The sequence below is a fragment of the Maritimibacter harenae genome (genome assembly GCF_009882975.1).
GTDB classification, from domain to species: domain Bacteria; phylum Pseudomonadota; class Alphaproteobacteria; order Rhodobacterales; family Rhodobacteraceae; genus Maritimibacter; species Maritimibacter harenae.
Genome location: NZ_WTUX01000015.1, coordinates 4,279 through 25,484, shown reverse-complemented (window position 1 = coordinate 25,484; position 21,206 = coordinate 4,279). Strand labels below are relative to the sequence as shown.

Here is a 21,206-nt window from a genome sequence, read left to right as displayed (position 1 = left end):
TTGAGGAAGCTTCTGAACAGAAATATCAGGGGGGTCACTTTTGGACGCCGATTACCCCAATACAGGGGTCAATCTTGCATGCCGGTTCACACGAATTCTTCGAGAAGCGCGGTTTTTGGGCTGATTGACACCGTGTGCCTCCTGTGGATATATCAATCAAGTGATAATTTGAATGATAGCGATTTCAGCGCGCCCCACAACCCCGAAGGTCGAGCCCCCAATGTCCGAGACGATCCTTGCCGCTGAACCCACGATCCGGCTTGCCGCCTTTCTGAGCGTTCTCGTGACCATGGCGTTATGGGAGGTTGCGGCCCCACGCCGGCGTCGGGACATCCCACGCGTCATTCGCTGGACGAACAACGTCGCGCTCGTGGTGCTTGACACCGTCATCCTGCGGCTCACCTTTCCAATCGTCGCTGTCGGCTTGGCTGTATTGGCGGAAGAGCGCGGCTGGGGCCTGTTCAACAACATCGAAGCGCCCTTTTGGGTTGCCATCGTGGTCTCGATGCTCCTCCTCGACCTGGCAATCTACCTCCAGCATGTGATGTTCCACGCGGTGCCCGCGCTCTGGCGGCTGCACCGCATGCATCATGCAGATCTCGACTTCGACGCGACGACAGGCCTGCGGTTTCATCCCGTCGAAATCTTGATCTCAATGGGCATCAAGCTCGCGGTGGTTGCGGCACTGGGCCCGCCTGCCGTCGCGGTGCTCCTCTTCGAAGTGATCCTGAACGCAACGGCGCTCTTCAATCACGCCAACATCGACCTGCCTCGACCGGTGGACCAGGTAGTGCGCCTGTTCGTGGTCACTCCGGACATGCACCGCGTCCACCACTCCACCGAGCCCCGAGAAACCAACTCGAACTTCGGCTTTAACATCCCATGGTGGGATCGGCTCCTCGGGACATACGTGGCGCAGCCCGCCAAAGGGCACAAGGCGATGGAGATCGGTCTCGGACAGTTCAGGACGCGCCGCGACCTCTGGTTGGACCGCATGCTGGTCCAACCCCTTAGTGGGCCGGCGCGAGGTGGCGCACTCGATACGAGCACAACAAAGGACCCTCTCGAATGACCAGCGACACCCTCAAGCATGGCCTTCGCGAAAACGCCGACCAGGTCGCGCACCAGCTCACCCAGGTGATGCTGGTCGGCTTTGCCATCGGGATGACCCGAACGGTGATCCCCGCCATGGCCGAATCCGAGTTCGGGCTCGAGCGCGGTTCGTTCTTGTTGCTGGCCTCTTTCGTTGTGGCCTTCGGGGCGGTGAAGGCCGTGATGAACTTCGTCGCTGGCCGCTGGTCGGAACACATCGGTCGCAAGCGCGTGCTGTTCTGGGGTTGGGTCGTGGCGCTACCGATCCCGGTGATCATCTGGGCGGCACCCGATTGGAGCTGGATCGTCGCGGCCACCGTGTTGCTCGGCGTGAACCAGGGTCTGTGCTGGTCGATGACCCAGACGGCGAAGCTCGACATTACGCGTGCAGAGGAGCGGGGGCTGACAATGGGGCTCAACGAATTCTCCGGCTATGTCGGCGTTGCCCTCGCCGGCATCCTCACCGCCTACGCCGCAGAGTGGCTCGGTGCGCGCACCGGGCTTCTTGTCTTCGGCATCGCGGTGATCCTGGTGGCGCTTGTTCTGACGGTGGCCTGGGTGAAGGACACCCTACCCTGGGCGAAGGCCGAGAGCGCCGCCCACAAGGCCGCACCGCCGAAGAATCCGCCACGCTATCCCCGGGGCCTCCCGGAACATCCCACGACGGGCGAAGTGTTCGCGTTGATGAGTTGGCGTGACAAGCGGCTCTTCGCGATCAGCCAAGCGGGCCTGGTCGAGAAATTCGTGGACGCCCTCGTCTGGGCCCTATTCCCCGCATTTCTCATCACCCAAGGCGCCAGCCTGACCGAAATCGGCTGGATCGTCGGCGTCTACGGCTTTGTATGGGGCGGCTCGCAGCTCTTCACGGGGCGGCTGTCGGACCATGTGGGCCGTTTCTGGCCCAATGTGATCGGCATGTGGATCAGCGGCGCCGGCGTGGCGATGGTCGTGCTGGGCACCGGTGCGTTCTGGTGGTCCGTCTCGGCCGGCGTGGCAGGCTTCGGCATGGCGCTCCTTTATCCGAACCTATCGGCGGCCGTGGCCGATATCACCCCGCCCGCCTGGCGCGGCTCGGCCATCGGGATCTACCGGTTCTGGCGTGACCTCGGTTACGCAATCGGCGCGCTCGGCCTCGGGCTTGCCGCCAGCCTCGTCGGGGCAGCAGAGGCCGCCTTCTGGTTCGTTGCCATCTCGATGTTCATATCCGGCGCCTTGCTGTTCTGGCTCTCCGAGGAAACGCACCCGCGCTTGAACCCTGCCAATTCGGAGAACCCCGATGTCTGATTTCCTTGCCCGCCGTATCGGTCTCATTTCCGTTCTTCTCGGCATCGTGTCAATTTTGCTGCTCGCCATATCGGTCTGGGGCTTCCGGTCGGGCGGCTGGCCGTGGCCAAGGGCCTACGATCTCGCTGGCTGGGGCGCTTGGTCGGCCGTCGCGGGCGTCCTGGTCTCCGCGGCTGGCCTGTTCGTATGGTTTCGGCGCCGGCAGGGAGGCGCCGCAGTGATCCTGCTGGGGCTGGTCCTGTCCCTGCCCGTCGCAGGTGTCGGTGCCGTCTTCGAGATCGCCGCGCGCACGACGCCGCCCATCAACGACGTTTCGACCGACACTGAAGATCCGCCCGTGTTCTGGTTCACCGCTACGCCAAGTGAATATCCGGCACGGAATGCCGGCCCACAGCGTGCAGCTTACCCGGAGGTCCAGCCTTTGGAAGTGGACGTGCCCGTCGATGCGGCCTTCGTCGCGGCGCTCGGCCTCGCCGAAGATCGAGGCTGGGAGGTCCTCTCAGCCGACCCGGCCGAAAGCCAGATCGAGGCCATTGCCAGGAGCCGCCTGTTCGGCTTCGAGGACGAGGTGGCGGTCCGCATCACCGAGACAGCCACCGGCGCCCGAATTGACATACGCTCGCGTTCCCGCCTCGGCCAGATCGACCGCGGCGCCAACGCGCGGCGCATCGAAGCATACCTCGCCGACCTCGCAACGCGCATAGGCAACTGAGGACCAGTCATGAAACACCTGATCCTGCTGAACGACCCGCCCTATGGCACCGGACGCAGCTTCAACGGCCTGCGCATGGCTCACGCATTGGCCAAAGATGACGCTGAAGCGGACATCACCGGCATCGCGCTGACCGACGCGGCGCTCTGTGCAAAGAAAGGGCAAAAAACACCAGAGGGCTACACCAATCTCGAGCGCATGCTCCACCGGGTGCTCACCGCGAAGGGCCGTGTCCTGATGTGCGGCACCTGCATGGATGCGCGCGGCCTGACCGAGACCGACATAATGGAGGGGCCGAGGCGTTCGGCAATGGACGAGCTCACGCAGGCGACGCTCTCCGCGGACAAGGTGTTGGTGTTCTGATGGCTGAAATGCTCGCGCTCGCCGCCTTGTCTGCCAACCCGGATCGCTTCCACCTGATCGATGTGCGCGACGCGGAAGACTACGCCGCCGCACACGTTGCGGGTGCCGTGCACATTCCGCTGTCTGATCTTGAAGCTCGGAGGGATAAACTCCCGCCAGGCACGAAGCCCGTGACGATCTGCGGCAAGGGTGGCGGTCGATCTGCCGAAGGAGCCGACATGCTGTGCAATCTCGGGCGCCCGGATGCCCTGTGGCTGGAAGGCGGCACGACCGGTTGGCTCGCGCAGAACACTTGAATGATCAATAACCGGACGGAGGATCCCCGGATGACCCTTAAACACCTTTTGGCTGTGACAAGCCTGACGATCGCAACACACGCTGTGCCGGTGTGGGCGCAGGACGCGGCCATCGACGCCATGCAGGAATACATGATGTTCTCGGACTACGAGGCCGGGATCATCCTTCCCCAGCAGATCGACAAAGACGTCTTCGAGACCGCGCTGTTTGTCGACACGCGCGACGCTGGCCAGTTCGAGGAAGGCACGATCCCTGGCGCCGTCAACATCGAGTGGCGCGAAGTGCTCGACCGGATCGACGAGATCCCCGAGGACAGTATGACCATCCTTTTCTGCAACACTGGCAGCCTGTCCGCCCAAGCTGCCTTTGCCTTGCGTGTCGCCGGACGATCGAACGTCGTGGTGATGCAGACCGGCCTGACCGGTTGGCAGCAGGACGCAGCTTACCGCCCCTGACCCGGCACACCGCATTGAAGCTTCAGCGTCACGCGGCTTCGTAGCGCGTGAACACCTCAGTGGTGCCGTTTTCGCGGATCAGGAATACGTCATAGCCTTCACGCTCGTCTTCGGGTCCCATGCCGGGTGACCCGTAGGGCATCCCGGGCACCGCCAGCCCGACGCCATCGGGACGTTCCACAAGGAGCCTTCGGATGTCGGCGGCCGGCACATGGCCTTCAATCATGTAGCCCTCGATTTCGCCGGTATGACAGGACACCATGTTCTGGGGAATACCGTTGTCGAGCTTGTGCCGGATCAGCGCGGTGCCGAAGCTGGGCTCGGTCGTGACCGTGAAGCCGTCATCCCGGAGAATCTCGATCCAGGAGGTGCAACATCCGCAGTTGGGATCCTTCAGCACGTGTATCTCGGGGCCATCCTGGGCCATTCCTGCGAATGGAACCGCGGCGGAGAAGCCTGCGAAAGAGAACATCATGGTGCGGCGGGTGAGTGTCATCGTTGTCTCCTTTTCAATGTATGACAGGCGCGGTCGCGAGTGGGGCGCGGCGTATGGTTGTGGGTGCTGCCGCCAAGCCGGTCGGGCGGAACAAGAGGAGCCGCAATGCGTTCATCGTGACGAGCACCGTGGCGCCGGTATCTGCAAGGATCGCGATCCAGAGGCCGGTGATCCCGAGCACGGTGGTCACAAGGAACACTGCCTTGAGGCCCAACGCTATCGCGATGTTCTGGCGGATGTTTGTCATCGTCGCGCGGGCAAGGCGGATTTTGCCGGCCGCATCACTCACGCGATTGCGCAGGATCGCCGCATCGGCCGTCTCCAGCGCAACATCCGTGCCCGAGCCCATCGCGACGCCGACATGCGCCGCTGCGAGCGCAGGCGCGTCGTTAATTCCGTCCCCGATCATCATCACGCGCGCGTCTGAGGCGAGGTCGCGGATGGCTGCGACCTTGTCTTCGGGCATGAGTTCGGAGCGATGTTCGATCCCGATGCCTTCGGCGATGGCCTGGGCCGTGCGCGGATTGTCCCCGGTCAGCATGACCGCGGTGATGCCGAGGTCGCGAAGCTGCGCAACAGCGTCCGCCGCATCGGCACGCGGCTCGTCTCGCAGCGCGAGAAGACCTTGGGGCACATCGTCGCGCAGCACGATGACCACAGTCTTGCCCTCAGATTCCAGAGCCGCCACGTGGCTCCGCACGCCGCCGGTGAGGGCGCCACGATCCTCTGCGAGCCGCGGCGAGCCGACGCATATCGTCATGCCATCGATCAAAGCCTCCGCCCCTTGGCCGGGCAGCGCGCGGCTGCCGGTCGTCGGGGCCACCGTGACGCCTTTCCGATCTGCTTCCGCACAGATCTCCTGTGCGAGGGGATGGCTCGTGCCGCTCTCGACGCCGGCGGCAAGAGACAACAAGTCGCCTTCGTCGCCCTTCAAGACCACGACGTCCGTCACGCGAGGCTTGCCATGCGTCAGCGTCCCGGTCTTGTCGAAGGCGACATGAGTGGTGCGCGCCGCCGCCTCGATCACCGCGCCGCCTTTCATCAACAGGCCGTTGCGCGCCCCGGTCGAGAGTGCCGACGTGATGGACGCCGGCACCGAGATCACCAGCGCGCAGGGACAGCCGATCAGCAGCAGCGCCAACGCACGATAGATCCATTCGCCCCAGGCCAAACCGTAGGTCAGCGGGGGAACGAGTGCCACAAGCAAAGCGGCACCGACCACGGCGGGCATGTAGACCCGGCTGAACCGATCGATGAACCGCTCGGTCGGGGCACGCGCGCTCTCAGCCTCTTCGACGAGGCGGACAATTCGGGCAATGGTATTGTCCTCAGCCGCCTTCGTGACTCGCACGCGCAGAAGCGCCTCGGCGTTGATCGATCCGGCGAAGACCGCCGCACCCGGCTCCTTGAGGCGGGGCACACTTTCCCCGGTCACCGGGCTTTCATCGACGCCTGAGGTGCCGCCGACCACTTCGCCGTCGCAAGGAATCCGATCACCAGGACGGATCTGAACGACCTGGCCGACCTGGAGCTTCTCGGCCGGGATCTTGCGCGTCTTGGCACCCACTTCGAGCCGCGCGGTCTTCGGCACCAGCTTCGACAGCGCGCGAATGCTGTCGCGCGCCTTGCTGGCCGACACGCCCTCCAACAGTTCGCCAACCGCGAAAAGGAAGACGACCAGCGCGGCCTCTTCCGACTCTCCGATAACAAGAGCCCCGCCAGCGGCGAAGGTCATCAGCATCTCGATCGTGAAGGGCATCCGCGCCCGGGCCATCGCGAAAGCACGCCGGGCCACCGGGACCAGCCCAATCAAAGTGGCGAGAACGAAAGCCCAATGCGAGATTTCGCCTGAAAACGCGAGGCGGACCGCCCAGGCTAAGGCGAGCAATGCACCGGTGCAAATGACAAGCCTGCCCTTCGAGGAGCCATACCATTTTGGGGCCGGTGCCTCGGGCGTTTCCTGTTCTGCTTCCGCGTCATCGTCAGCGGGCGATGGGTCGGGCAACGCGCCGTCCGGCAGCACGAAGCCGCCTTTTGGCTTCTCGGGCATCGCCCCCTTGGGCGCGATGCCGAACCCGACCCCGCGCACGGCCTTCTCAACGGCCTCGGGCGACGCCTTGGTTTCGTCCAGTGTCAGGCGCAGTCGCTCGGCCATCAACGCGACATCGACCTCCGCGACCCCGGGTATGCGCTCCACCGCGCCGCGCACCTTGGCGGCACAGGAGCCGCAATCCATGCCCGTCACGCGCCATTCGCGCTGAGCTGCATCTCCATCCACCATGATGTGCTCCGCCGTGATTCCCGATCGGCTCTCGATATACGACCTACAGCGACTATAGGTTCAAGGCTTGGAGTGGATTTTCTCAATGGCGATGGCAGGCGCCTTGACGTTTTCGACGATCGACTCGCGCTTGCCCCCTGCCCATCGAAAAACATAAAGTCACTGTAGAAATAGAAGGATGGGTTCATGCTTTCCATCGGTATGCTTGCAAAACGGACAGGCACCAACGTGCAGACGATCCGCTACTACGAACAGATCGGCCTCATGCCTGAGCCCGACCGGAGCGCGGGCGGCCAACGCCGCTATGGCGACGAGGGCCTCGATCGGTTGGCCTTCATCCGGCACGCCCGGCAACTGGGCTTCTCACTGGATGCGATCCGGGAGCTCCTTGACCTTTCGGACACGCCCGAACGTTCCTGCGCGCAAGTGGATGCGGTCGCCCAAAGGCAGCTTCGCGAGGTCGAGGCGCGCATTGCCCGGCTTGAAGCCCTCCGGCTCGAACTGAAACGCATGATCAACGAGTGCAGCGTCGACCGCGTGGCCGACTGCCGCATCCTCGAGGTCCTCAGAGACCACGAGGAGTGCCTTGCCGATCACGACCGGCCCGGCGCCTGATGGAGGCCACCGTCATATACCCGCTCGCCGCGCTTGCCGAGATCGCGGGCGGCTTCGCAATCTGGTCCTGGTGGCAAGGTGTCGAGATCGTGTCGCGCCAAGCCGAACATTAGTGGGCGCGGCAAACCCACCCCGCGAAAGCTTAGGCGTTATGCTCTCTGAAAGTCCGCATGCGGTGCTGTCAAAAAGAAAAAAGCGTGGTGCCTATCCCTGCCCGCTGACCAAAAGCGGCGTCAAACCTAAACTCACTTATTTGCCTGACTCTTACCAATCATGTGGAGACGACCAGCACTGAAATTCCCACTTTTTAACCCTACGGGAACGATTTCGTCTGACAAGGCCATCGGCAGCCCTCCTAGCTTGGCCTCGGAACGGGAGATGCGAAAGGCATTGGGCGTTTCGCGCGCCAGGCCTTCCGCAATACACATACACCCTGTCAGTTATTATTCCTCGAGCGCAGCTTTGCGAGTGCGAAACTCATCCTCGTCGATCTCGCCCTTCGCGAAACGATGCCGAAGGACGTCCAGCGCTTCTTTGCGCTGTGCACGGGCCGAACCGCTGCCGCCATCGAACCAGCGGACCGCAAAGACGATCAACGCGATGATCGCCCCCCAGAACACCAGCATCATCAACCCGCCGGCCATGCCGTATCCGTTGCCCCACATCATGTGATCATATCCTCCATGCCAATATTCGGGCCAAGTCTGTGTCGGAGCGGTGCTTTGGGCCGCCGCGACGTTTGTGGAAAGCGGCAAGGCCGCCAGGAAAGCCATCGTTCTCTTCATATATTCCTCCGTTTCTACAGAAATCTTAAGCGTCGTTCCGCGCGGCACGCGGCCCGGGACTTTCGCCCAGGTGCTCGTTCACCGGCAGAGGGGCGGCGAAGGCGGTGCGTGCCGTCCGCCGTTTCATTCCGCGTAGGCCCAGCCCGGTAGACGGCCCAGGTGCATGTCGACGATGCGGACGCCCGGGACGTTCTCGACCGCCACCCTGCACGCGTCCTCTTGCGCATCGCTGTCCGCGATGCCCCAGAGCGTGACCTTCCCGTCCTCCACCGTGATGTTGATCTGATGCGCCGAAATGCCGGGCACCTCGTCCAGCGCGGCGGTGACGCGTTCGCGGATCTCGCGGTCATCCTCGCTCGGCGCCGGCAGGGTTCGCTCGCCGACGGTCGACAGGGCGTGGAGGAGGTTGGCACGGCTGACGATGCCGACGACCACGCCATCGCGCACGACCGGGACGCGTTTGATGCGGTGCTTTTCGAGCATCCGCGCGATGTCCACCACCGCGGTGTCTTCCTCGACGCTGATCACGTCGGGCGTCATCACGTCCGACACCTTGTGGCTGCGTGCCTTGACGAAATCGTGCGCGGAGTCGTCAACCCCGGTGAACAGGTCGAGCCACCAGGAGCGGCGCGTCCCGTCATCGTTCCCGACACGGCGGATCAGGTCGCCTTCGCTGATCACGCCGACGATCCGATCCTGCGCGTCGGTCACCGGCAGGCCACTGACGCGGTGCTCCTGCATGAGCGCCGTTGCGGTTTCGACCTTTTCGTCCGCTGCCACCGTAATCACAGCGGTCGTCATGATATCCTTGGCTTGCATCGTGTTGCTCCACTTCATTCGAGTTGCTGGCTGAGGTCCTGGTGCCGTGCGGCCGTCGCGGGCGCCACGGGCTCACTCATCCGCGGAATGCTCTCTTTCCTCGCCGTGTTCCTTCAGCGTCCCGCGCCACATGCAGGCGGCGCGTTCGAACGGAGGCATTGGCAGGTCCGGCGCCGCCAATTTGCCAAATGGGCTTTTCATGGTTTTCTCCTCCTCCAATGAATGGGCCGAGGCGGCAGGACCGCCCCGGCCGGGCTCAAATCTTTGCACCGCGCAGGCGCAGGGCGTTCAGCACGACCGAGATCGACGAAGCGCTCATCGCGAAGGCGGCGAACATGGGGCTGATCAGGATGCCGGCGAAGGGATAGAGCACGCCCGCCGCGATCGGCACGCCGGCGGCGTTGTAGATCAGCGCGAAGAACAGGTTTTGCCGGATGTTGCGCATCGTCGCCCGGCTGAGCCTGCGCGCACGCACGATGCCGTCGAGGTCGCCCTTCACCAGCGTGAAGCCAGCGCTTTCGATCGCCACGTCCGCGCCGGTGCCCATGGCCACGCCGACATCCGCCTGTGCCAGCGCGGGGGCGTCATTCACCCCGTCCCCGGCCATCGCGACCTGGCGGCCCTGCTCCTGCAATTCGCGAATGATGCGCGCCTTGTCCTCGGGCAGGACATCGGCGCGGATCTCGTCGATGCCGAGGCGTGCGGCGACGGCTCGCGCGGTGCGCTCGTTGTCGCCGGTTGCCATGATCACGCGGAAGCCCAGCGCGTGCAGCGCCTTGAGCGCGGCGGGCGTGGTCTCCTTCACCGGGTCGGCCACGCTGACCATGCCGGCCACCGCACCGTCAAGCACGACGAACATCACCGTTTCGCCCTCGTCCCGTCTGGCATTTGCACGGTCGGCCAGGGCAGCGGCGTCGAGGCCCAGCTCTTCCAAAAGGGCGCGGTTGCCCAGCGCCACGGCCTGGCCATCGACGCGGCCCATCACGCCCTTGCCCGTGAGCGCATCGAAGTCCGACGCGTCCGCAAGGCTCACGCCACGCGCCTCGGCGCCCGTCACGATCGCTTCGGCCAGTGGATGTTCCGAACCCCGTTCGAGCGATGCGGCGAGGCGCAGAACCTCGGTCTCGTCATGCCCCGGCTCGGGCAACACGGCGACGAGCCGCGGCTTGCCCTCGGTCAGCGTGCCGGTCTTGTCGACGATCAGGGTGTCGACCTTCTCGAACCGCTCCAGCGCCTCGGCATTCTTGATCAGGACGCCCGCCTGCGCGCCCCGCCCCGTGGCCGTCATGATGGACATCGGCGTCGCGAGCCCCAGCGCACAGGGGCAGGCGATGATGAGCACCGAGACCGCCGCGATCAGCGCATAGGCAAGCGCGGGCGCGGGCCCCCAGATCGCCCAGGCGATGAAGGCCAGAACCGCGACCCCGATGACGGCGGGCACGAAGATACCCGCGACCTTGTCGGCGTATTTCTGGATCGGCGCCCGGGAACGCTGGGCGTTCGCCACCATCTCCACGATCTGCGCGAGCATGGTATCGCTGCCCACGCGCGTCGCTTCCATCACGAGGCTGCCGGTGCCGTTTATGGTCGCCCCGGTGACAGGATCGCCCGGGGTCTTCTCGACCGGCACGGGCTCGCCCGAAATCATGCTTTCATCGACCGACGAACGCCCCTCGACGACCGTGCCATCGACCGGGACCTTGTCGCCCGGCCGAACCCGAAGGCGGTCCCCGACCTGCACGTCTTCCAGCGCGATCTCCTGCTCGGTGCCATCCGCGCGGATCACACGCGCCGTCTTGGCCGCAAGGTCGAGGAGCGCGCGGATCGCCTTGCCCGTGCCTTCGCGCGCCCGCAGCTCCATCACTTGCCCCAGGAGGACGAGCGTGACGATCACCGCGGCGGCTTCGAAATACACGGCGACGTGGCCTTCGGCGTCACGAAAGCCCGCGGGGAAGATGCCCGGCGCCAGAACCGCGACCACGCTGAACACCCATGCGGCCATGACGCCCATGGAAATCAGCGAAAACATGTTGAGGTTCATGGAGCGGAACGAATTCCAGCCACGCTTGAGGAACGGCCAGCCGCACCACAGGACGACCGGAGTGCCGAGGACGAGTTCGATCCAGAGCGTGACCCGTTCCCCGAAGATCTCCCGCACGCCGCCAAGGCCGACGAAGGGCCCCATGGTCAGCACGAGAAGCGGCACCGTCAGCACCGCGCCGACCCAGAATCGCCGGGTGAAGTCGACCAGTTCGGGGTTCGGCCCCTCGTCCACCATCGCCGCCGATTCCAGCTCCAGCCCCATGCCGCAGAGCGGGCAGGAACCGGGTTTCGTCTGCCGCACCTCGGCGTGCATCGGGCAGGTGTAGACCGGACCGTCCCAACCCGCGGGCACCGTGTCATATTGCCCCGTGGCCGCACCGGCCGGCTGGTGATGGTGGGAATGATCCTGCGCCTCGCCCTCGGGCACGAGGTGCATTCCGCATTTCGGGCAGTCGCCCGGGCCACCCTGGCGGATTTCGGGGTGCATGGGACAGGTGTAGACCACCGCGTCGGCCTCGGCTGTCGATTGGGTGTCGTGCGTGCTCATGTTCTCTTTCCTGTTTCAAATCCGGGCCGCCGCAGCGGCGCCCCGGCGCGCGTGTCATGGTTCAGGGCAGCGCAACCATCTGGTGGCCCTCGCCCTCGACAGAGAATTCGCCTGTCGGCGCAAGCGTTGCCGCGTCCACGATCCAGACCTTTGGCTCGGCGCGCGAAGAGACGAAGAATGTGCCGGTCCCCGCTACGGGGGTGAGACGATAAGGTTCGGGCCCAAGCGGCGCTGAGGTCATCGTGCCGTCGGCAAGGTCCACCGAAACCAGTTTGTCCTCGGCCCGCCCGGCCACGATCAGCCGGGCACCATCTTCAGCGAGGCCCAAACCGTGAATTTGGCCCCCGATGTCGAAAGATCTGGCCGCCTCGCCGCTCTCGAGCGAGATTTCCAGCACCCTGCCAGACTCGGCGTCCGCAACAAAGAGCGCACCGGCGGAGGGATCGATGGTGATATGCTCCGGCATTTCACCCGCGACCATGTTGCGCCGAACGATGCTGCGGTGCAGGTCCACCTCGCTGACCGTGCCGTTGCCTGCGTTAGAGACATAGACGATGCTCGGATCGCTGCCGAAAACAGCGTAGTTCGGCATGTTCCCCGTTGGCACGAAAGCGGTCACCATAGTGGCATGGAGATCGACGACCGAAATGCCGCCGCCTGCGGGATGTGTCGCCACGGCGAAGCGGCCGTCCGGCGACACTTCGGTGTGATGCACGGCGCCCGGCACTTCGATGCGGCGCAGGATTTCCCCGCTCTCGGCATCGATCACGGTAAGCAAGCTTATCCCCGCATCGGCCGGACCGATCGGGCGTTCCGGCTTCTTGTGATGCGCAGCGTGCTCGTCCGCCGTCACACCGGCCGGCTTCTCAGCAGCAATCGCGTCGTCGCGCTCGATTTCGGCAAAGCTTCCAGCGACCAGCACGGGGACACCGGGGGCGCCGCCCAGACCATGCACCGCCTGCACACCTTCGATGCGGCGGAGAGTTTCTCCGGTAGTCGCGTCAACCACCCGGACCGCGTTGCCGCTGCCTTCGGGCACATGGACGGTCTGTGCGACACCCGCACCGGCGGCAAGCGCCGCGAGAGACGCAGTGCTTAGGATGGTTGCGATCACATTGTGTTTCATGGGGTATTTCCGTTGGGCTATGTTCCGCACGCAATTCGACCGAGCGTCAGACACCATGTGCGGGATTTGCATTGGGTATTGGATACCGAACCCGTGCACGTTTTTCGCGTGCCAATGGGCTCCGTTGTAGACCGGGCGGGACAAGCCCGATGGCGGCTGTCAAACGCGTCGCGGCGGATGGAATACGTCGATGGGGCGCTCGGTAACAGCTACGACATAGTCCTGCGGCAGCGCAGAACCCGTCGAGGATGCGGACGAGAGCGAAACCCCAGCCGGCAGAACGGCAGCGTGGCAGCCGGCATTCTGTTGGCAATGATTGTCCGCGATCGCCACGATGACACTCTGCAACGGGGTGGCGTGCAGTTCCTGACTGGCATGCGGCGCATCGTGTGACGCGGGATGCACGGCAGGAACATCCAGAAGCGTGCCGAAGATGAAAGCGAACACCGCCAGGATCGTCACGATCCGGCGGGCGTCGAACCCTGTCACTTTCAACCTACTCTGAGGCACATCACTCTCCATTGCTGCCGGTCAGACTACGACAACACAATCCGCTTGCCTTGATGCAGGTCAATGTTACGGCAATAACTCGAGCCGCCCAAAGTGGCCGAAGGTTCGCCCCCCGTGACAGACCGAAAGGGGAAGGCCGGTCACTGGTTCCCAAGTCGACAGGTGCCGCTTCGAAGGCACAAAGCCCCGTCCAGAAGGTGACCTTGCTAGTTGTCCGCGTGACAGCCTAGCATCGGACGCATGTCGGAAGGCAAGTCAAGCAACCAGTTAATCATCTACGCCCAGCTTTTCGCCGGAATGGCGTTGTTCGGCACGGGCACGCCGGCCGCCAAGGTCGTGTCGGAGGGCTTTCCGATGTTTCTCGGCCCGTTCCTGCGACTGACATTCGCCGCGCTGGCCCTGAGCCCATTCCTCGTGATTCATCGGAAGCGTCTGCCACAGATTGCCCGTGGCGACTGGATTAGGATCGTCATCATTGGTGGCGTGGGCATCGTCGCTTTCACCCTGTTCCTGTTAACGGGGATGCAGCGGGTCAACGGGGTTGTCGGTTCCGTCGTGATGAGCCTGAGCCCTGCTGCCATGGCGACGGCGGCCGTGCTCTTCATGCATGACAGCATGGGATGGCGGAAGATTCTGGCCGTCACGCTGGCCGTCGTCGGTGTGCTCGTGATCAACGTGTCGGGGCAATCCATCCAGTCCTCCGGCTGGGACCTCGTCCTTGGCAGTCTTCTTGTCTTCGGCGCCGTAGCGAGCCAAACGCTCTACTCGCTGCTCGGAAAACAGCTGATCCGCGACCTGCGCCCGGTGATCGCCTTGCCGTTGATCGTGTGGGTTGCCGTGCTGCTGTTCGCGGTCCCCGGCCTCTATCAAGCTACCAGTTTCGACTTCTCCACTCCCACGGCCAACCAGTGGCTCGGGCTGGTCGTCTGGGGTATGGGCCCGCTCGCGATAGGCACCCTGGTTTGGTTCCGTGGTCTCAGTCAGGTGGCCCCAAGCACGGCGTCAGGCTACATGAGCGCGATGCCGGCGGCCGCCCTGATCTTGTCATACATCTGGCTCGGGGATGCGTTTCATCCGGTCCACCTGGTCGGTTTCGCGCTGGTCTTCACGAGCATCGGTCTCGTGACCTGGGCGCATCGCATCAAGGAAACCCGGCAGGGCCGCGCCGAGACGGGCGACGAAAGCGCCAACTGCGCCTTGCCGTGCTGAGCGGTCAGGGCCTGCACATGGAGCCGCCGCGGCCGTTCTGGAGGCGGGACGGCGTTGCGGGCCCAGTTGGACTCGGGCTAGCAGTGCATATGGATCGCGCTCCCACTTTCAAAAAAATGCTCATCGTTTTGGCCATCTTGATGGCGGGGCTTTTGGCCGTCTGGCTCCTTTGGGGTCCACCCGACATCGCGCGCGATCTGAATCGCGATACGCTGGAGCGCGTCGTCGCGCGAGCGGGGCCTGCTGGACCATTGGTCGTGGTCGGTCTGATGACCCTCGCAATCGTGGCCAGCCCGATCCCCAGCGCGCCGATCGCCCTGGCCGCCGGTGCGGCCTATGGCCATACCTGGGGCACGCTCTGGGTTATCCTGGGCGCCGAGTCCGGCGCGCTCCTGGCCTTCCTCCTGGCCCGAATGCTGGGACGCGAGGCGTTGGAGCGCTTGCTGGGCGCGCGCCTCGAGCGGGGGCTTCTGGGTTCGCAGAACGTGCTCACGCTCATCGTTTTCACAAGCCGCCTGCTGCCTTTCATCTCATTCGACCTTGTCAGTTACCTCGCGGGGCTGAGCAAAATAAGGCCCTGGCGCTTCGCCTTGGCGACCCTGGCGGGTATCGCGCCTGCAAGCTTCCTCCTGGCGCACCTCGGCACACAGGCGGCACGCGGAGAACTTGGCGCGGTTGACTGGGCGCTCGCTCTGGGGCTGGGTGCCGCGACGGGCGCGCCGCTGGTCTGGTCGGCGCTGCACAGCGGGCATCGGGGAAAGGACGCGTGATGACGGAATACAAGCAAGGGTCGATCACACTCGCCGGCGCGGTCGCGATGGGCACCGGAGTGATGATCGGCGCGGGGATCTTCGCCCTGACCGGACAGATCGCCGAACTGGCCGGCCCGCTCTTCCCGCTGGCCTTCATCGCCGGCGCGCTCGTGACCGGCTTCAGCGCTTACACCTACATCAAGATGTCGAACGCCTATCCCTCGGCCGGGGGGATCGGGATGATCCTGCACAAGGCCTATGGCCCGACCACGGTGGCCGCAGGCGCCGCGCTCCTGATGGCGCTTTCGATGGTGATCAACGAAAGCCTCGTCGCGCGGACCTTCGGCACCTACCTGATGCGCGGCCTGGGGATGGAGCCTTCCGCCCCGTTGGTCCCGATCCTGGGCGTCGCGCTCATCATCTTCGCCTACCTCGTGAACGTGGCCGGCAACCGGTCGGTGGGGCTGCTTTCGATCCTCATGGCCGTGCTCAAGGTCACAGGCATCGCCATCTTCGGGGGCGCCGCCCTCTGGGCGAGCGGTATTTCGTTCCAGGCCACGGGCAGCGGGGCGCAGACCGGTGCGGGCGGCTTCATCGCTTCCCTCGCCCTGTCGATCCTCGCGTTCAAGGGGTTCACCACCATCACGAACAGCGGGGCCGAGATCACGCGGCCCCACCGCAACGTGGGCCGTGCGATCCTGATCTCGATCCTGATCTGCGCGGCGGTCTACCTGCTGGTGGCCTTCGGCGTCGGCTCCAGTCTGCCGCTCGAACAGATCGTGGCGGCAAAGGACTCCGCGCTGGCGGAAGCCGCGCGTCCGGCGCTCGGGCAGACCGGGTTCTACCTCACCGTTGCGCTCGCGTTGGTGGCCACGGCCTCGGGCCTGATCGCTTCGATCTTCGCGGTGTCGCGCATGCTCGCGATGCTGACCGACATGCGGATGATTCCGCACAGCCATTTCGGCATGGCGGGCACGATCAAGGATCACACGTTGGTCTATACCGTGGTCATCGCCGGTCTCCTGACCCTGTTCTTCGACCTGTCGCGCATCGCATCGCTGGGGGCGTTCTTCTACCTGGTGATGGACATGCTGATCCACTGGGGTGTCTGGCGCAACCTGCGCGCGGACGTTGGCGCGCGCGGCTGGGTCCTGCTCACCGCCATCGCGCTCGATGCCGTGGTCCTGGTCACCTTCGCCGCGATGAAGCTGCAAAGCGACCCCTTGATCGTCTGGGTGGGCCTGGCCGGCATGGCGGCTGTATTCGCCTTTGAACATGCCTTCCTGAAACGGGTCGCCCGGAGGCAAGGGGGACACCGCCACCAACACTGAGACCGGTGGCGGCGCTGATCTTCAGTCGTCGTCCATCATGGGGCTGTCATCCATCATGCGCCCCGGCCGGCCGTCGTCGGACCAGTAGCGGCGCATCCGTTCATACATGCGCGCCGGTTCGTGCATCTCGTCGAGCGTGACCTCGCCGTCACCGTCCTCGTCGAGCTCCTGGAACATGTCGACCATGTGGTCGCGCATCATCTCGGAGTAGAGCGTTTCGAACTCCTCGATGGACAGGGTGCCATTGTCGTCGACATCGAACTCGGCCTGGAGATCCTCCATGCCCTGCTCCATCTCCTCGAAGGTGACGCGCCCGTCGCCGTTGGCGTCGAAGTCCTCGTGGCCCATCATCGTCCCCGGCCCCATCATCATGCCGAAGCCCGGGCCGTTCATCATGCCGAACCCGGGGCCGTTCATGATANCGTGCGAACCATGTTGCGTTTCAAGGCATCCTCCTTTCGGACCGATCCAGCGGTCCCGTTGCAGAAGCGAATTTTCGCGCGCGTCCCGGTCTGAGTTTTGACCGCCCCAGCCGCATCAGCTAGGAGCTTCCCGCGCTGGAAGGTCAATCTGCCGCATGGTCAAGTCCTTGTGACTCGGGACGACAGGATGGACCTTATAGCTGAACACGGCATTGACCATGACGGGCGTCATAGAGGACGTTCGCGATCGAGCAGGACGCATGAGCAAGGCAGGCATGCACAAACCAGCCGCCATTGGGGCAGTCCCGGGCGCCCCCCGCATGCGGGCGATGGCGCAACAGCGCGCGGGCCTGTTGCCACGTCTGCTCGTGGTGCTTTTCTGCCTCGTGACGGCACTGGCGCCGGTCGTCCCGGCCGCGGCCGAAGGCCTGCTCTCCGACCATCGCGCCGCCGAAGCGCAGGATGGCGGCCACGACCACGTGGCGCCCGAAGCCACAGACGCCGCCCATTGCCATCCGACCATCGATTGCCAGGTCCAGGTCTGGTTCATCGAACCTGCCGGACCCGCGCGGGTCCGGCCGCACAGCCATGCGCGCCGGACATTCCACCACCTGCGGCTCTCCGCCGCCATCCCCGTCTCCGACCCGCCCGTGCCGCGCGTCCTGTCCTGACCTGGCATTCGCGGGCTGCGCGCCCGCCTCAAGATCAGTGCAGACAAGGAGACATCACATGCACATCAAGACTTTCGGCGCCATCTGCGCCATCGCCACCATGCCCGCCTTCGCTCTGGCAAGCCCCGGACACGGCACCGACGACAGCTTCGGCGCGGCGGGTCACGCGGACGACGTCGATCGCACGATCGAGATGGCGATGGACGAAATGAAATACGATCCGGAAGCCATCGACGTCGAACCCGGCGAGACGGTGCGCTTCGTGGTCACCAACACCGGACGGTTCGTTCACGAGTTCAACATCGGGACCGACGCCACCTGGGACGGTCACCGAAACGAGATGAACACCATGATGCGTGAAGGCATGATCACGACGAGCGAGATCCGTCACGCGCGCATGGAAGAGGCCGGAATGATGCACGACGATCCCAACAGCGTCCTGCTCGCTCCGGGTCAGACGGCCGAGGTTATCTGGACCTTCCCCGAAGAGGGCGCAGTCGGCTTCGCCTGCAACGTGCCGGGCCACCGCGAGGCCGGCATGGAAGGCGCGTTCCGGGTAACCCACGGCGCGCCCGGAAGCTGATATTCCCGTATAAACAAGGTTGCGCCGTCGGATCATCGCGGCGGCGCGGCTGCCAACAGCGGAGCGGTTGAGGATTATCTTCCAATAACAATCGTCGAAGTACTGGCAAACGTGGGTGGAGATGCCGAGTCAACAATTTCCTATTCATCCGCTGCGCCGCTCTCTTTGAGCTTCACGACATGGGAAAAAAGCCTCGTCGGATGCAGGCGCCGTTTATCGTTCCGACGCGAAGAACGCACGTTATTAGGCTAAGTACGGCCTAATGATTGAACCGCGCATATGAAACTAGCCGCACCATTGAAATTACGGCTTCACAACCTGCAAAGGTTCGCTCCACGGCCCCTTAAATCTTCTTCTTGTCATTTGGAACCACGTCATTGGTGGCAGGTTTAATCCGCCCCAACGGGTTGCTTAAAGTTCAAAAGCCAAATTTGCATAGCAGAAAAATCAACTCCCCGTTTAATCGAGATTGAACTTTACCGTATTTAAGTCCGTTTCATAAATCAAGACTTTTGAAACAAAAATCACGCCCAGCCATTTCAAACCCTTGATTGTTGCATAAGTCCGTCACTAAATATTGGGCATGATCTACGGGTATGCACGCGTCAGTACGAACAGCCAGAGCTTGGCCAGTCAGCGATCCGCGCTCGAGGCCGCCGGCGCTGAGAAAGTGTTCACCGAGAAGGTTGGTGGCGCACAGGCGAAGCGGCGACAGCTAGAGGCATGCCTGCGTCAATTGAAGCCAGAAGATACGCTTGTCGTAACGCGGTTAGATCGGCTGGCGCGGTCCACTCGGGATCTCTTGAACATTGTAGAGCGTGTTTCAGAAGCCGGAGCTCAGTTCCGATCCTTGGCAGACGCTTGGGCAGACACCACGACGCCAACGGGGCGCCTGATGCTAACCGTTCTCGGCGGCATTGCGGAGTTTGAACGAGACTTGATCCGGACGAGAACGTCCGAAGGTCGTGCTCGCGCAAAAGCGGAAGGGCGGAGCTTGGGTAGACCATTCAAACTGACCCCGCATCAACAGGCCGAGGTGCGCGCCCGAAAGGCCAAAGGGGAAAGCGTGAGAGAGATCGCAAGAAGTTACAACGTTTCACCGAGTACCATCAGTCGCGTTTAGACGTCCCGAACCTCCGGACGGACGACCTGATCAATTTTGATCCAGTCGGTCAGACCAGAAACAGCTGTGGTCAGGCCCGAGAGCAAGCCTTCCTGGTCCAGCTTGACGGTCACGAATCGTGGCCTAGTTGGGTGCCGCTCAAATGTGAGGCCGAGGGCCTCCATGCGTCCGCCGAATAGCCAAAAGTCGCGCATGCCGAATAGCTCCAGAAGCATGTCATGCGCTTCAACCTCGGGACGGTGGAAAGACATCCAGTTCTCGTGGTCAGCATCAGTCCGCGCCTGAGGCAGGAACAAGTCGTCGCCGTAGAACCACCCTGCCTCGATCATGCGCCAATGGTCGGGCTGCACTAGTAGGGCATGTGTTCCGACGCCAAATGCCGCGTCCAAGACCTCGGGCCGGATGAGCGGTTGCGGTTCGATCGGTCCATCCCCCCTTAGCAAGAGACGATTGTCCGCGGTGCGGATTGGATGCAGCCAGCGAACCCTCGGCTCCGCACGGAGCGGGACGCTACCGCGCGCCGGCTCTGCTGTTTGAGCTACACCAGCCGCAACAACAGCTGTCGAGGTTTTGAAGAGTTCCCTACGCGTAATCATATCGACCTCCATATTCGCGTCCGGCGAGAAGATCGTGATGCGGATAGAGAAACCCTTTCGTTGCCCTCCGGCCGCATCCCCTTTCGGGTGACCACCTTGCCTGGTTGGGCAGGTTGGCGAGGGCTAAGGCCCTGCTCTTGATGCACGTGATTGATTACGCGCTCCGTCACGGCGACGCAAGTTGGCACTTGGCGCACACCAAGTCTGCGTCTGCTTCCGGCCCTGTCCGGACATTCGCGAAGCGTGCCATCGCTGCGGCGCAGCTTCCCCGAACCAGCCCTTCGCGGCATTATGAAAAATCATCCGATATGCCAACATCCCCTTTGAGGACTGCCGTTCAATAAAGCTGCAATAATTACCACTAAGGGTGGCTTCCATTGGCAGCAAACATTCACCGATCCGATGCCACCAGTACCGAACGGTCGTCTGGCTAGTGTCAATCCAACGGTCATGAAGCACTTCATCGTCATTTCGCAGCGAGAGCCCGAACCGAACGATCAGGCTCCAACGCATGAATTTAGAGATATAAGATAATTGTTACGCTCCGGGCGACCGTCCACTACAAGAGGCGATAGACTCAGTCTCACGATAGACACACGCTCAAGCTCAGTTGGAGACAGCCCACATGGTCGATGCAAGTTTGCTTGAAGATCGCCAGAATAGCTTTCTGGTGGCACTTCGCGTGCGGCACCGCGACGGTGACAGGTGCGCGGAGTTGCTTCAGAAGCTGAATGAGGCGCTTGTTCAGACAGAAGGCTTCAAGAGCCTCGACGTCATCCGCCGCGAGGGCGGATTGGGTACGGATTTCTACGTCGTGGTGAGATTCCGGGATAGCGCAGCGCTGGATGCGTGGCGCAACTCGCCGAAGCGCGCAGCCGCTTTGGTCGACATCGAGGCCTTGGCGATAACGGACGTTTCACGTCAACAGGCTGCCGGGGCAAATATCTGGTTCGAACCGGTCGGCTCACTCCCAAGCACGCCACGCCCACCCCTGTTCTGGAAGCGTTGGGCCGTCAGCCTTCTGGCGGTCTATCCGGCCCTCATCGTCCTGGTGACGGTGTTGTCCCCGCTCACCTCACGCGTTCCCCAAGCCT

General features: G+C 63.6%; 23 protein-coding genes and 1 riboswitch (1 of these 24 running past the window's edge). Of the genes, 14 read left to right on the top strand and 9 right to left on the bottom strand.

The features are described 5' to 3' along the window. Positions 1–220 precede the first annotated feature (220 nt). The 6 genes from GQE99_RS12265 to GQE99_RS12240 are packed head-to-tail and all read left to right on the top strand — an operon-like array spanning position 221 to position 4,203. On the top strand, positions 221–1,072 hold the full coding sequence (locus GQE99_RS12265) for a sterol desaturase family protein (RefSeq protein WP_161351922.1): 852 nt from the start codon (positions 221–223) through the stop codon (positions 1,070–1,072). Next, positions 1,069–2,376 carry an MFS transporter gene (locus tag GQE99_RS12260; protein WP_161351921.1) on the top strand — a complete coding sequence of 436 codons (1,308 nt, stop codon included), beginning with the start codon at positions 1,069–1,071 and terminating at the stop codon, positions 2,374–2,376. Before GQE99_RS12265 ends, GQE99_RS12260 begins: the two co-directional genes overlap by 4 nt. After that, positions 2,369–3,088, top strand: coding sequence for a DUF1499 domain-containing protein (locus GQE99_RS12255; protein ID WP_161351920.1), 720 nt, complete (start codon positions 2,369–2,371; stop codon positions 3,086–3,088). The genes GQE99_RS12260 and GQE99_RS12255 overlap by 8 nt, the downstream gene beginning before the upstream one ends. A gap of 9 nt (positions 3,089–3,097) precedes the next feature. After that, positions 3,098–3,451 (top strand): DsrE/DsrF/TusD sulfur relay family protein, encoded by a 354-nt coding sequence (locus GQE99_RS12250; RefSeq protein ID WP_161351919.1) that lies wholly within the window; start codon positions 3,098–3,100, stop codon positions 3,449–3,451. Next, positions 3,451–3,747 carry a rhodanese-like domain-containing protein gene (locus GQE99_RS12245; protein ID WP_202530787.1) on the top strand — a complete coding sequence of 99 codons (297 nt, stop codon included), beginning with the start codon at positions 3,451–3,453 and terminating at the stop codon, positions 3,745–3,747. Before GQE99_RS12250 ends, GQE99_RS12245 begins: the two co-directional genes overlap by 1 nt. Positions 3,748–3,777: 30 nt before the next feature. Continuing rightward, positions 3,778–4,203: a rhodanese-like domain-containing protein gene (locus GQE99_RS12240; RefSeq protein WP_161351918.1), complete on the top strand. Its 426-nt coding sequence runs from the start codon at positions 3,778–3,780 to the stop codon at positions 4,201–4,203. 28 nt (positions 4,204–4,231) lie between these two features. Here the strand turns inward: GQE99_RS12240 and GQE99_RS12235 are convergent, their stop codons facing one another. Then, positions 4,232–4,699, bottom strand: coding sequence for a DUF411 domain-containing protein (locus GQE99_RS12235; RefSeq protein WP_161351917.1), 468 nt, complete (start codon positions 4,697–4,699; stop codon positions 4,232–4,234). 13 nt (positions 4,700–4,712) lie between these two features. Then, on the bottom strand, positions 4,713–6,980 hold the full coding sequence (locus tag GQE99_RS12230) for a heavy metal translocating P-type ATPase (RefSeq protein WP_161351916.1): 2,268 nt from the start codon (positions 6,978–6,980) through the stop codon (positions 4,713–4,715). Positions 6,981–7,166: 186 nt separating this feature from the next. On the opposite strand from GQE99_RS12230, the gene GQE99_RS12225 reads away from it, so the two are divergent. Further along, positions 7,167–7,595, top strand: coding sequence for a MerR family transcriptional regulator (locus GQE99_RS12225; RefSeq protein WP_161351915.1), 429 nt, complete (start codon positions 7,167–7,169; stop codon positions 7,593–7,595). Positions 7,596–8,038: 443 nt separating this feature from the next. On the opposite strand, the gene GQE99_RS12220 is transcribed toward GQE99_RS12225, so the two are convergent. From GQE99_RS12220 to GQE99_RS12200, 5 genes are all read right to left on the bottom strand, one after another. After that, entirely contained in the window at positions 8,039–8,368 is a 330-nt protein-coding gene (locus tag GQE99_RS12220; RefSeq protein ID WP_202530785.1) for an SHOCT domain-containing protein, read from the bottom strand. Positions 8,369–8,503: 135 nt separating this feature from the next. Further along, on the bottom strand, positions 8,504–9,181 hold the full coding sequence (locus GQE99_RS12215; protein ID WP_235917220.1) for a CBS domain-containing protein: 678 nt from the start codon (positions 9,179–9,181) through the stop codon (positions 8,504–8,506). A gap of 274 nt (positions 9,182–9,455) precedes the next feature. Further along, positions 9,456–11,729, bottom strand: a complete 2,274-nt coding sequence (locus GQE99_RS12210; RefSeq protein ID WP_456237986.1) for a copper-transporting P-type ATPase — start codon at positions 11,727–11,729, stop codon at positions 9,456–9,458. 121 nt (positions 11,730–11,850) lie between these two features. After that, entirely contained in the window at positions 11,851–12,915 is a 1,065-nt protein-coding gene (locus GQE99_RS12205; RefSeq protein ID WP_202530783.1) for a YncE family protein, read from the bottom strand. 159 nt (positions 12,916–13,074) lie between these two features. Then, positions 13,075–13,437 (bottom strand): hypothetical protein, encoded by a 363-nt coding sequence (locus tag GQE99_RS12200; protein WP_235917218.1) that lies wholly within the window; start codon positions 13,435–13,437, stop codon positions 13,075–13,077. A gap of 228 nt (positions 13,438–13,665) precedes the next feature. Here GQE99_RS12200 and GQE99_RS12195 point away from each other — a divergent pair, with 228 nt between their 5' ends. The 3 genes from GQE99_RS12195 to GQE99_RS12185 all read left to right on the top strand — a co-directional run bounded on the left by GQE99_RS12195 (position 13,666) and on the right by GQE99_RS12185 (position 16,717). After that, positions 13,666–14,634 (top strand): DMT family transporter, encoded by a 969-nt coding sequence (locus GQE99_RS12195; RefSeq protein ID WP_161351912.1) that lies wholly within the window; start codon positions 13,666–13,668, stop codon positions 14,632–14,634. Positions 14,635–14,723: 89 nt separating this feature from the next. Next, positions 14,724–15,404: a TVP38/TMEM64 family protein gene (locus GQE99_RS12190; protein WP_235917217.1), complete on the top strand. Its 681-nt coding sequence runs from the start codon at positions 14,724–14,726 to the stop codon at positions 15,402–15,404. Then, positions 15,404–16,717: an APC family permease gene (locus GQE99_RS12185; RefSeq protein ID WP_202530781.1), complete on the top strand. Its 1,314-nt coding sequence runs from the start codon at positions 15,404–15,406 to the stop codon at positions 16,715–16,717. Before GQE99_RS12190 ends, GQE99_RS12185 begins: the two co-directional genes overlap by 1 nt. A 21-nt stretch (positions 16,718–16,738) precedes the next feature. On the opposite strand, the gene GQE99_RS12180 is transcribed toward GQE99_RS12185, so the two are convergent. Beyond that, positions 16,739–17,134, bottom strand: coding sequence for an EF-hand domain-containing protein (locus GQE99_RS12180; protein ID WP_161351910.1), 396 nt, complete (start codon positions 17,132–17,134; stop codon positions 16,739–16,741). 334 nt (positions 17,135–17,468) lie between these two features. On the opposite strand from GQE99_RS12180, the gene GQE99_RS12175 reads away from it, so the two are divergent. From GQE99_RS12175 to GQE99_RS12165, 3 genes are all read left to right on the top strand, one after another. Then, positions 17,469–17,810: a hypothetical protein gene (locus GQE99_RS12175; protein WP_161351909.1), complete on the top strand. Its 342-nt coding sequence runs from the start codon at positions 17,469–17,471 to the stop codon at positions 17,808–17,810. 58 nt (positions 17,811–17,868) lie between these two features. Further along, positions 17,869–18,393, top strand: a complete 525-nt coding sequence (locus tag GQE99_RS12170) for a cupredoxin domain-containing protein (RefSeq protein WP_161351908.1) — start codon at positions 17,869–17,871, stop codon at positions 18,391–18,393. 583 nt (positions 18,394–18,976) lie between these two features. Next, positions 18,977–19,516: a recombinase family protein gene (locus GQE99_RS12165; RefSeq protein WP_161351907.1), complete on the top strand. Its 540-nt coding sequence runs from the start codon at positions 18,977–18,979 to the stop codon at positions 19,514–19,516. Here GQE99_RS12165 and GQE99_RS12160 read toward each other — a convergent pair. Continuing rightward, positions 19,513–19,845, bottom strand: coding sequence for a hypothetical protein (locus GQE99_RS12160; protein WP_161351906.1), 333 nt, complete (start codon positions 19,843–19,845; stop codon positions 19,513–19,515). The genes GQE99_RS12165 and GQE99_RS12160 overlap by 4 nt on opposite strands. A 313-nt stretch (positions 19,846–20,158) precedes the next feature. Then, a riboswitch (SAM-I-IV-variant riboswitch) is annotated at positions 20,159–20,261 on the bottom strand. Between the two features lie 476 nt (positions 20,262–20,737). Between GQE99_RS12160 and GQE99_RS12155 the strand changes: the two genes are divergently transcribed. Further along, positions 20,738–21,206, top strand: partial view of an antibiotic biosynthesis monooxygenase gene (locus GQE99_RS12155; protein ID WP_161351905.1) — the 5' portion only. The gene runs 17 nt beyond the window's last position; the window shows 469 of its 486 coding nt (coding positions 1–469); its start codon is at positions 20,738–20,740; its stop codon lies beyond the right edge, outside the window.

Excerpts from the sequence above, each read along its gene's own strand:
- GQE99_RS12245 (WP_202530787.1), top strand. The coding sequence starts at position 3,451 with ATGGCTGAAATGCTCGCGCTCGCCGCCTTGTCTGCCAACCCGGATCGC.
- GQE99_RS12210 (WP_456237986.1), bottom strand. The coding sequence starts at position 11,729 with ATGCACCCCGAAATCCGCCAGGGTGGCCCGGGCGACTGCCCGAAATGC.
- GQE99_RS12220 (WP_202530785.1), bottom strand. The coding sequence starts at position 8,368 with ATGGCTTTCCTGGCGGCCTTGCCGCTTTCCACAAACGTCGCGGCGGCC.
- GQE99_RS12170 (WP_161351908.1), top strand. The coding sequence starts at position 17,869 with ATGCACATCAAGACTTTCGGCGCCATCTGCGCCATCGCCACCATGCCC.
- GQE99_RS12205 (WP_202530783.1), bottom strand. The coding sequence starts at position 12,915 with ATGAAACACAATGTGATCGCAACCATCCTAAGCACTGCGTCTCTCGCG.
- GQE99_RS12195 (WP_161351912.1), top strand. The coding sequence starts at position 13,666 with ATGTCGGAAGGCAAGTCAAGCAACCAGTTAATCATCTACGCCCAGCTT.
- GQE99_RS12165 (WP_161351907.1), top strand. The coding sequence starts at position 18,977 with ATGATCTACGGGTATGCACGCGTCAGTACGAACAGCCAGAGCTTGGCC.
- GQE99_RS12190 (WP_235917217.1), top strand. The coding sequence starts at position 14,724 with ATGGATCGCGCTCCCACTTTCAAAAAAATGCTCATCGTTTTGGCCATC.
- GQE99_RS12200 (WP_235917218.1), bottom strand. The coding sequence starts at position 13,437 with ATGGAGAGTGATGTGCCTCAGAGTAGGTTGAAAGTGACAGGGTTCGAC.
- GQE99_RS12215 (WP_235917220.1), bottom strand. The coding sequence starts at position 9,181 with ATGACGACCGCTGTGATTACGGTGGCAGCGGACGAAAAGGTCGAAACC.
- GQE99_RS12225 (WP_161351915.1), top strand. The coding sequence starts at position 7,167 with ATGCTTTCCATCGGTATGCTTGCAAAACGGACAGGCACCAACGTGCAG.
- GQE99_RS12250 (WP_161351919.1), top strand. The coding sequence starts at position 3,098 with ATGAAACACCTGATCCTGCTGAACGACCCGCCCTATGGCACCGGACGC.
- GQE99_RS12235 (WP_161351917.1), bottom strand. The coding sequence starts at position 4,699 with ATGACACTCACCCGCCGCACCATGATGTTCTCTTTCGCAGGCTTCTCC.
- GQE99_RS12185 (WP_202530781.1), top strand. The coding sequence starts at position 15,404 with ATGACGGAATACAAGCAAGGGTCGATCACACTCGCCGGCGCGGTCGCG.
- GQE99_RS12240 (WP_161351918.1), top strand. The coding sequence starts at position 3,778 with ATGACCCTTAAACACCTTTTGGCTGTGACAAGCCTGACGATCGCAACA.
- GQE99_RS12175 (WP_161351909.1), top strand. The coding sequence starts at position 17,469 with ATGGCGCAACAGCGCGCGGGCCTGTTGCCACGTCTGCTCGTGGTGCTT.
- GQE99_RS12255 (WP_161351920.1), top strand. The coding sequence starts at position 2,369 with ATGTCTGATTTCCTTGCCCGCCGTATCGGTCTCATTTCCGTTCTTCTC.
- GQE99_RS12180 (WP_161351910.1), bottom strand. The coding sequence starts at position 17,134 with ATGAACGGCCCCGGGTTCGGCATGATGAACGGCCCGGGCTTCGGCATG.
- GQE99_RS12230 (WP_161351916.1), bottom strand. The coding sequence starts at position 6,980 with ATGGTGGATGGAGATGCAGCTCAGCGCGAATGGCGCGTGACGGGCATG.
- GQE99_RS12260 (WP_161351921.1), top strand. The coding sequence starts at position 1,069 with ATGACCAGCGACACCCTCAAGCATGGCCTTCGCGAAAACGCCGACCAG.
- GQE99_RS12265 (WP_161351922.1), top strand. The coding sequence starts at position 221 with ATGTCCGAGACGATCCTTGCCGCTGAACCCACGATCCGGCTTGCCGCC.
- GQE99_RS12160 (WP_161351906.1), bottom strand. The coding sequence starts at position 19,845 with ATGATCGAGGCAGGGTGGTTCTACGGCGACGACTTGTTCCTGCCTCAG.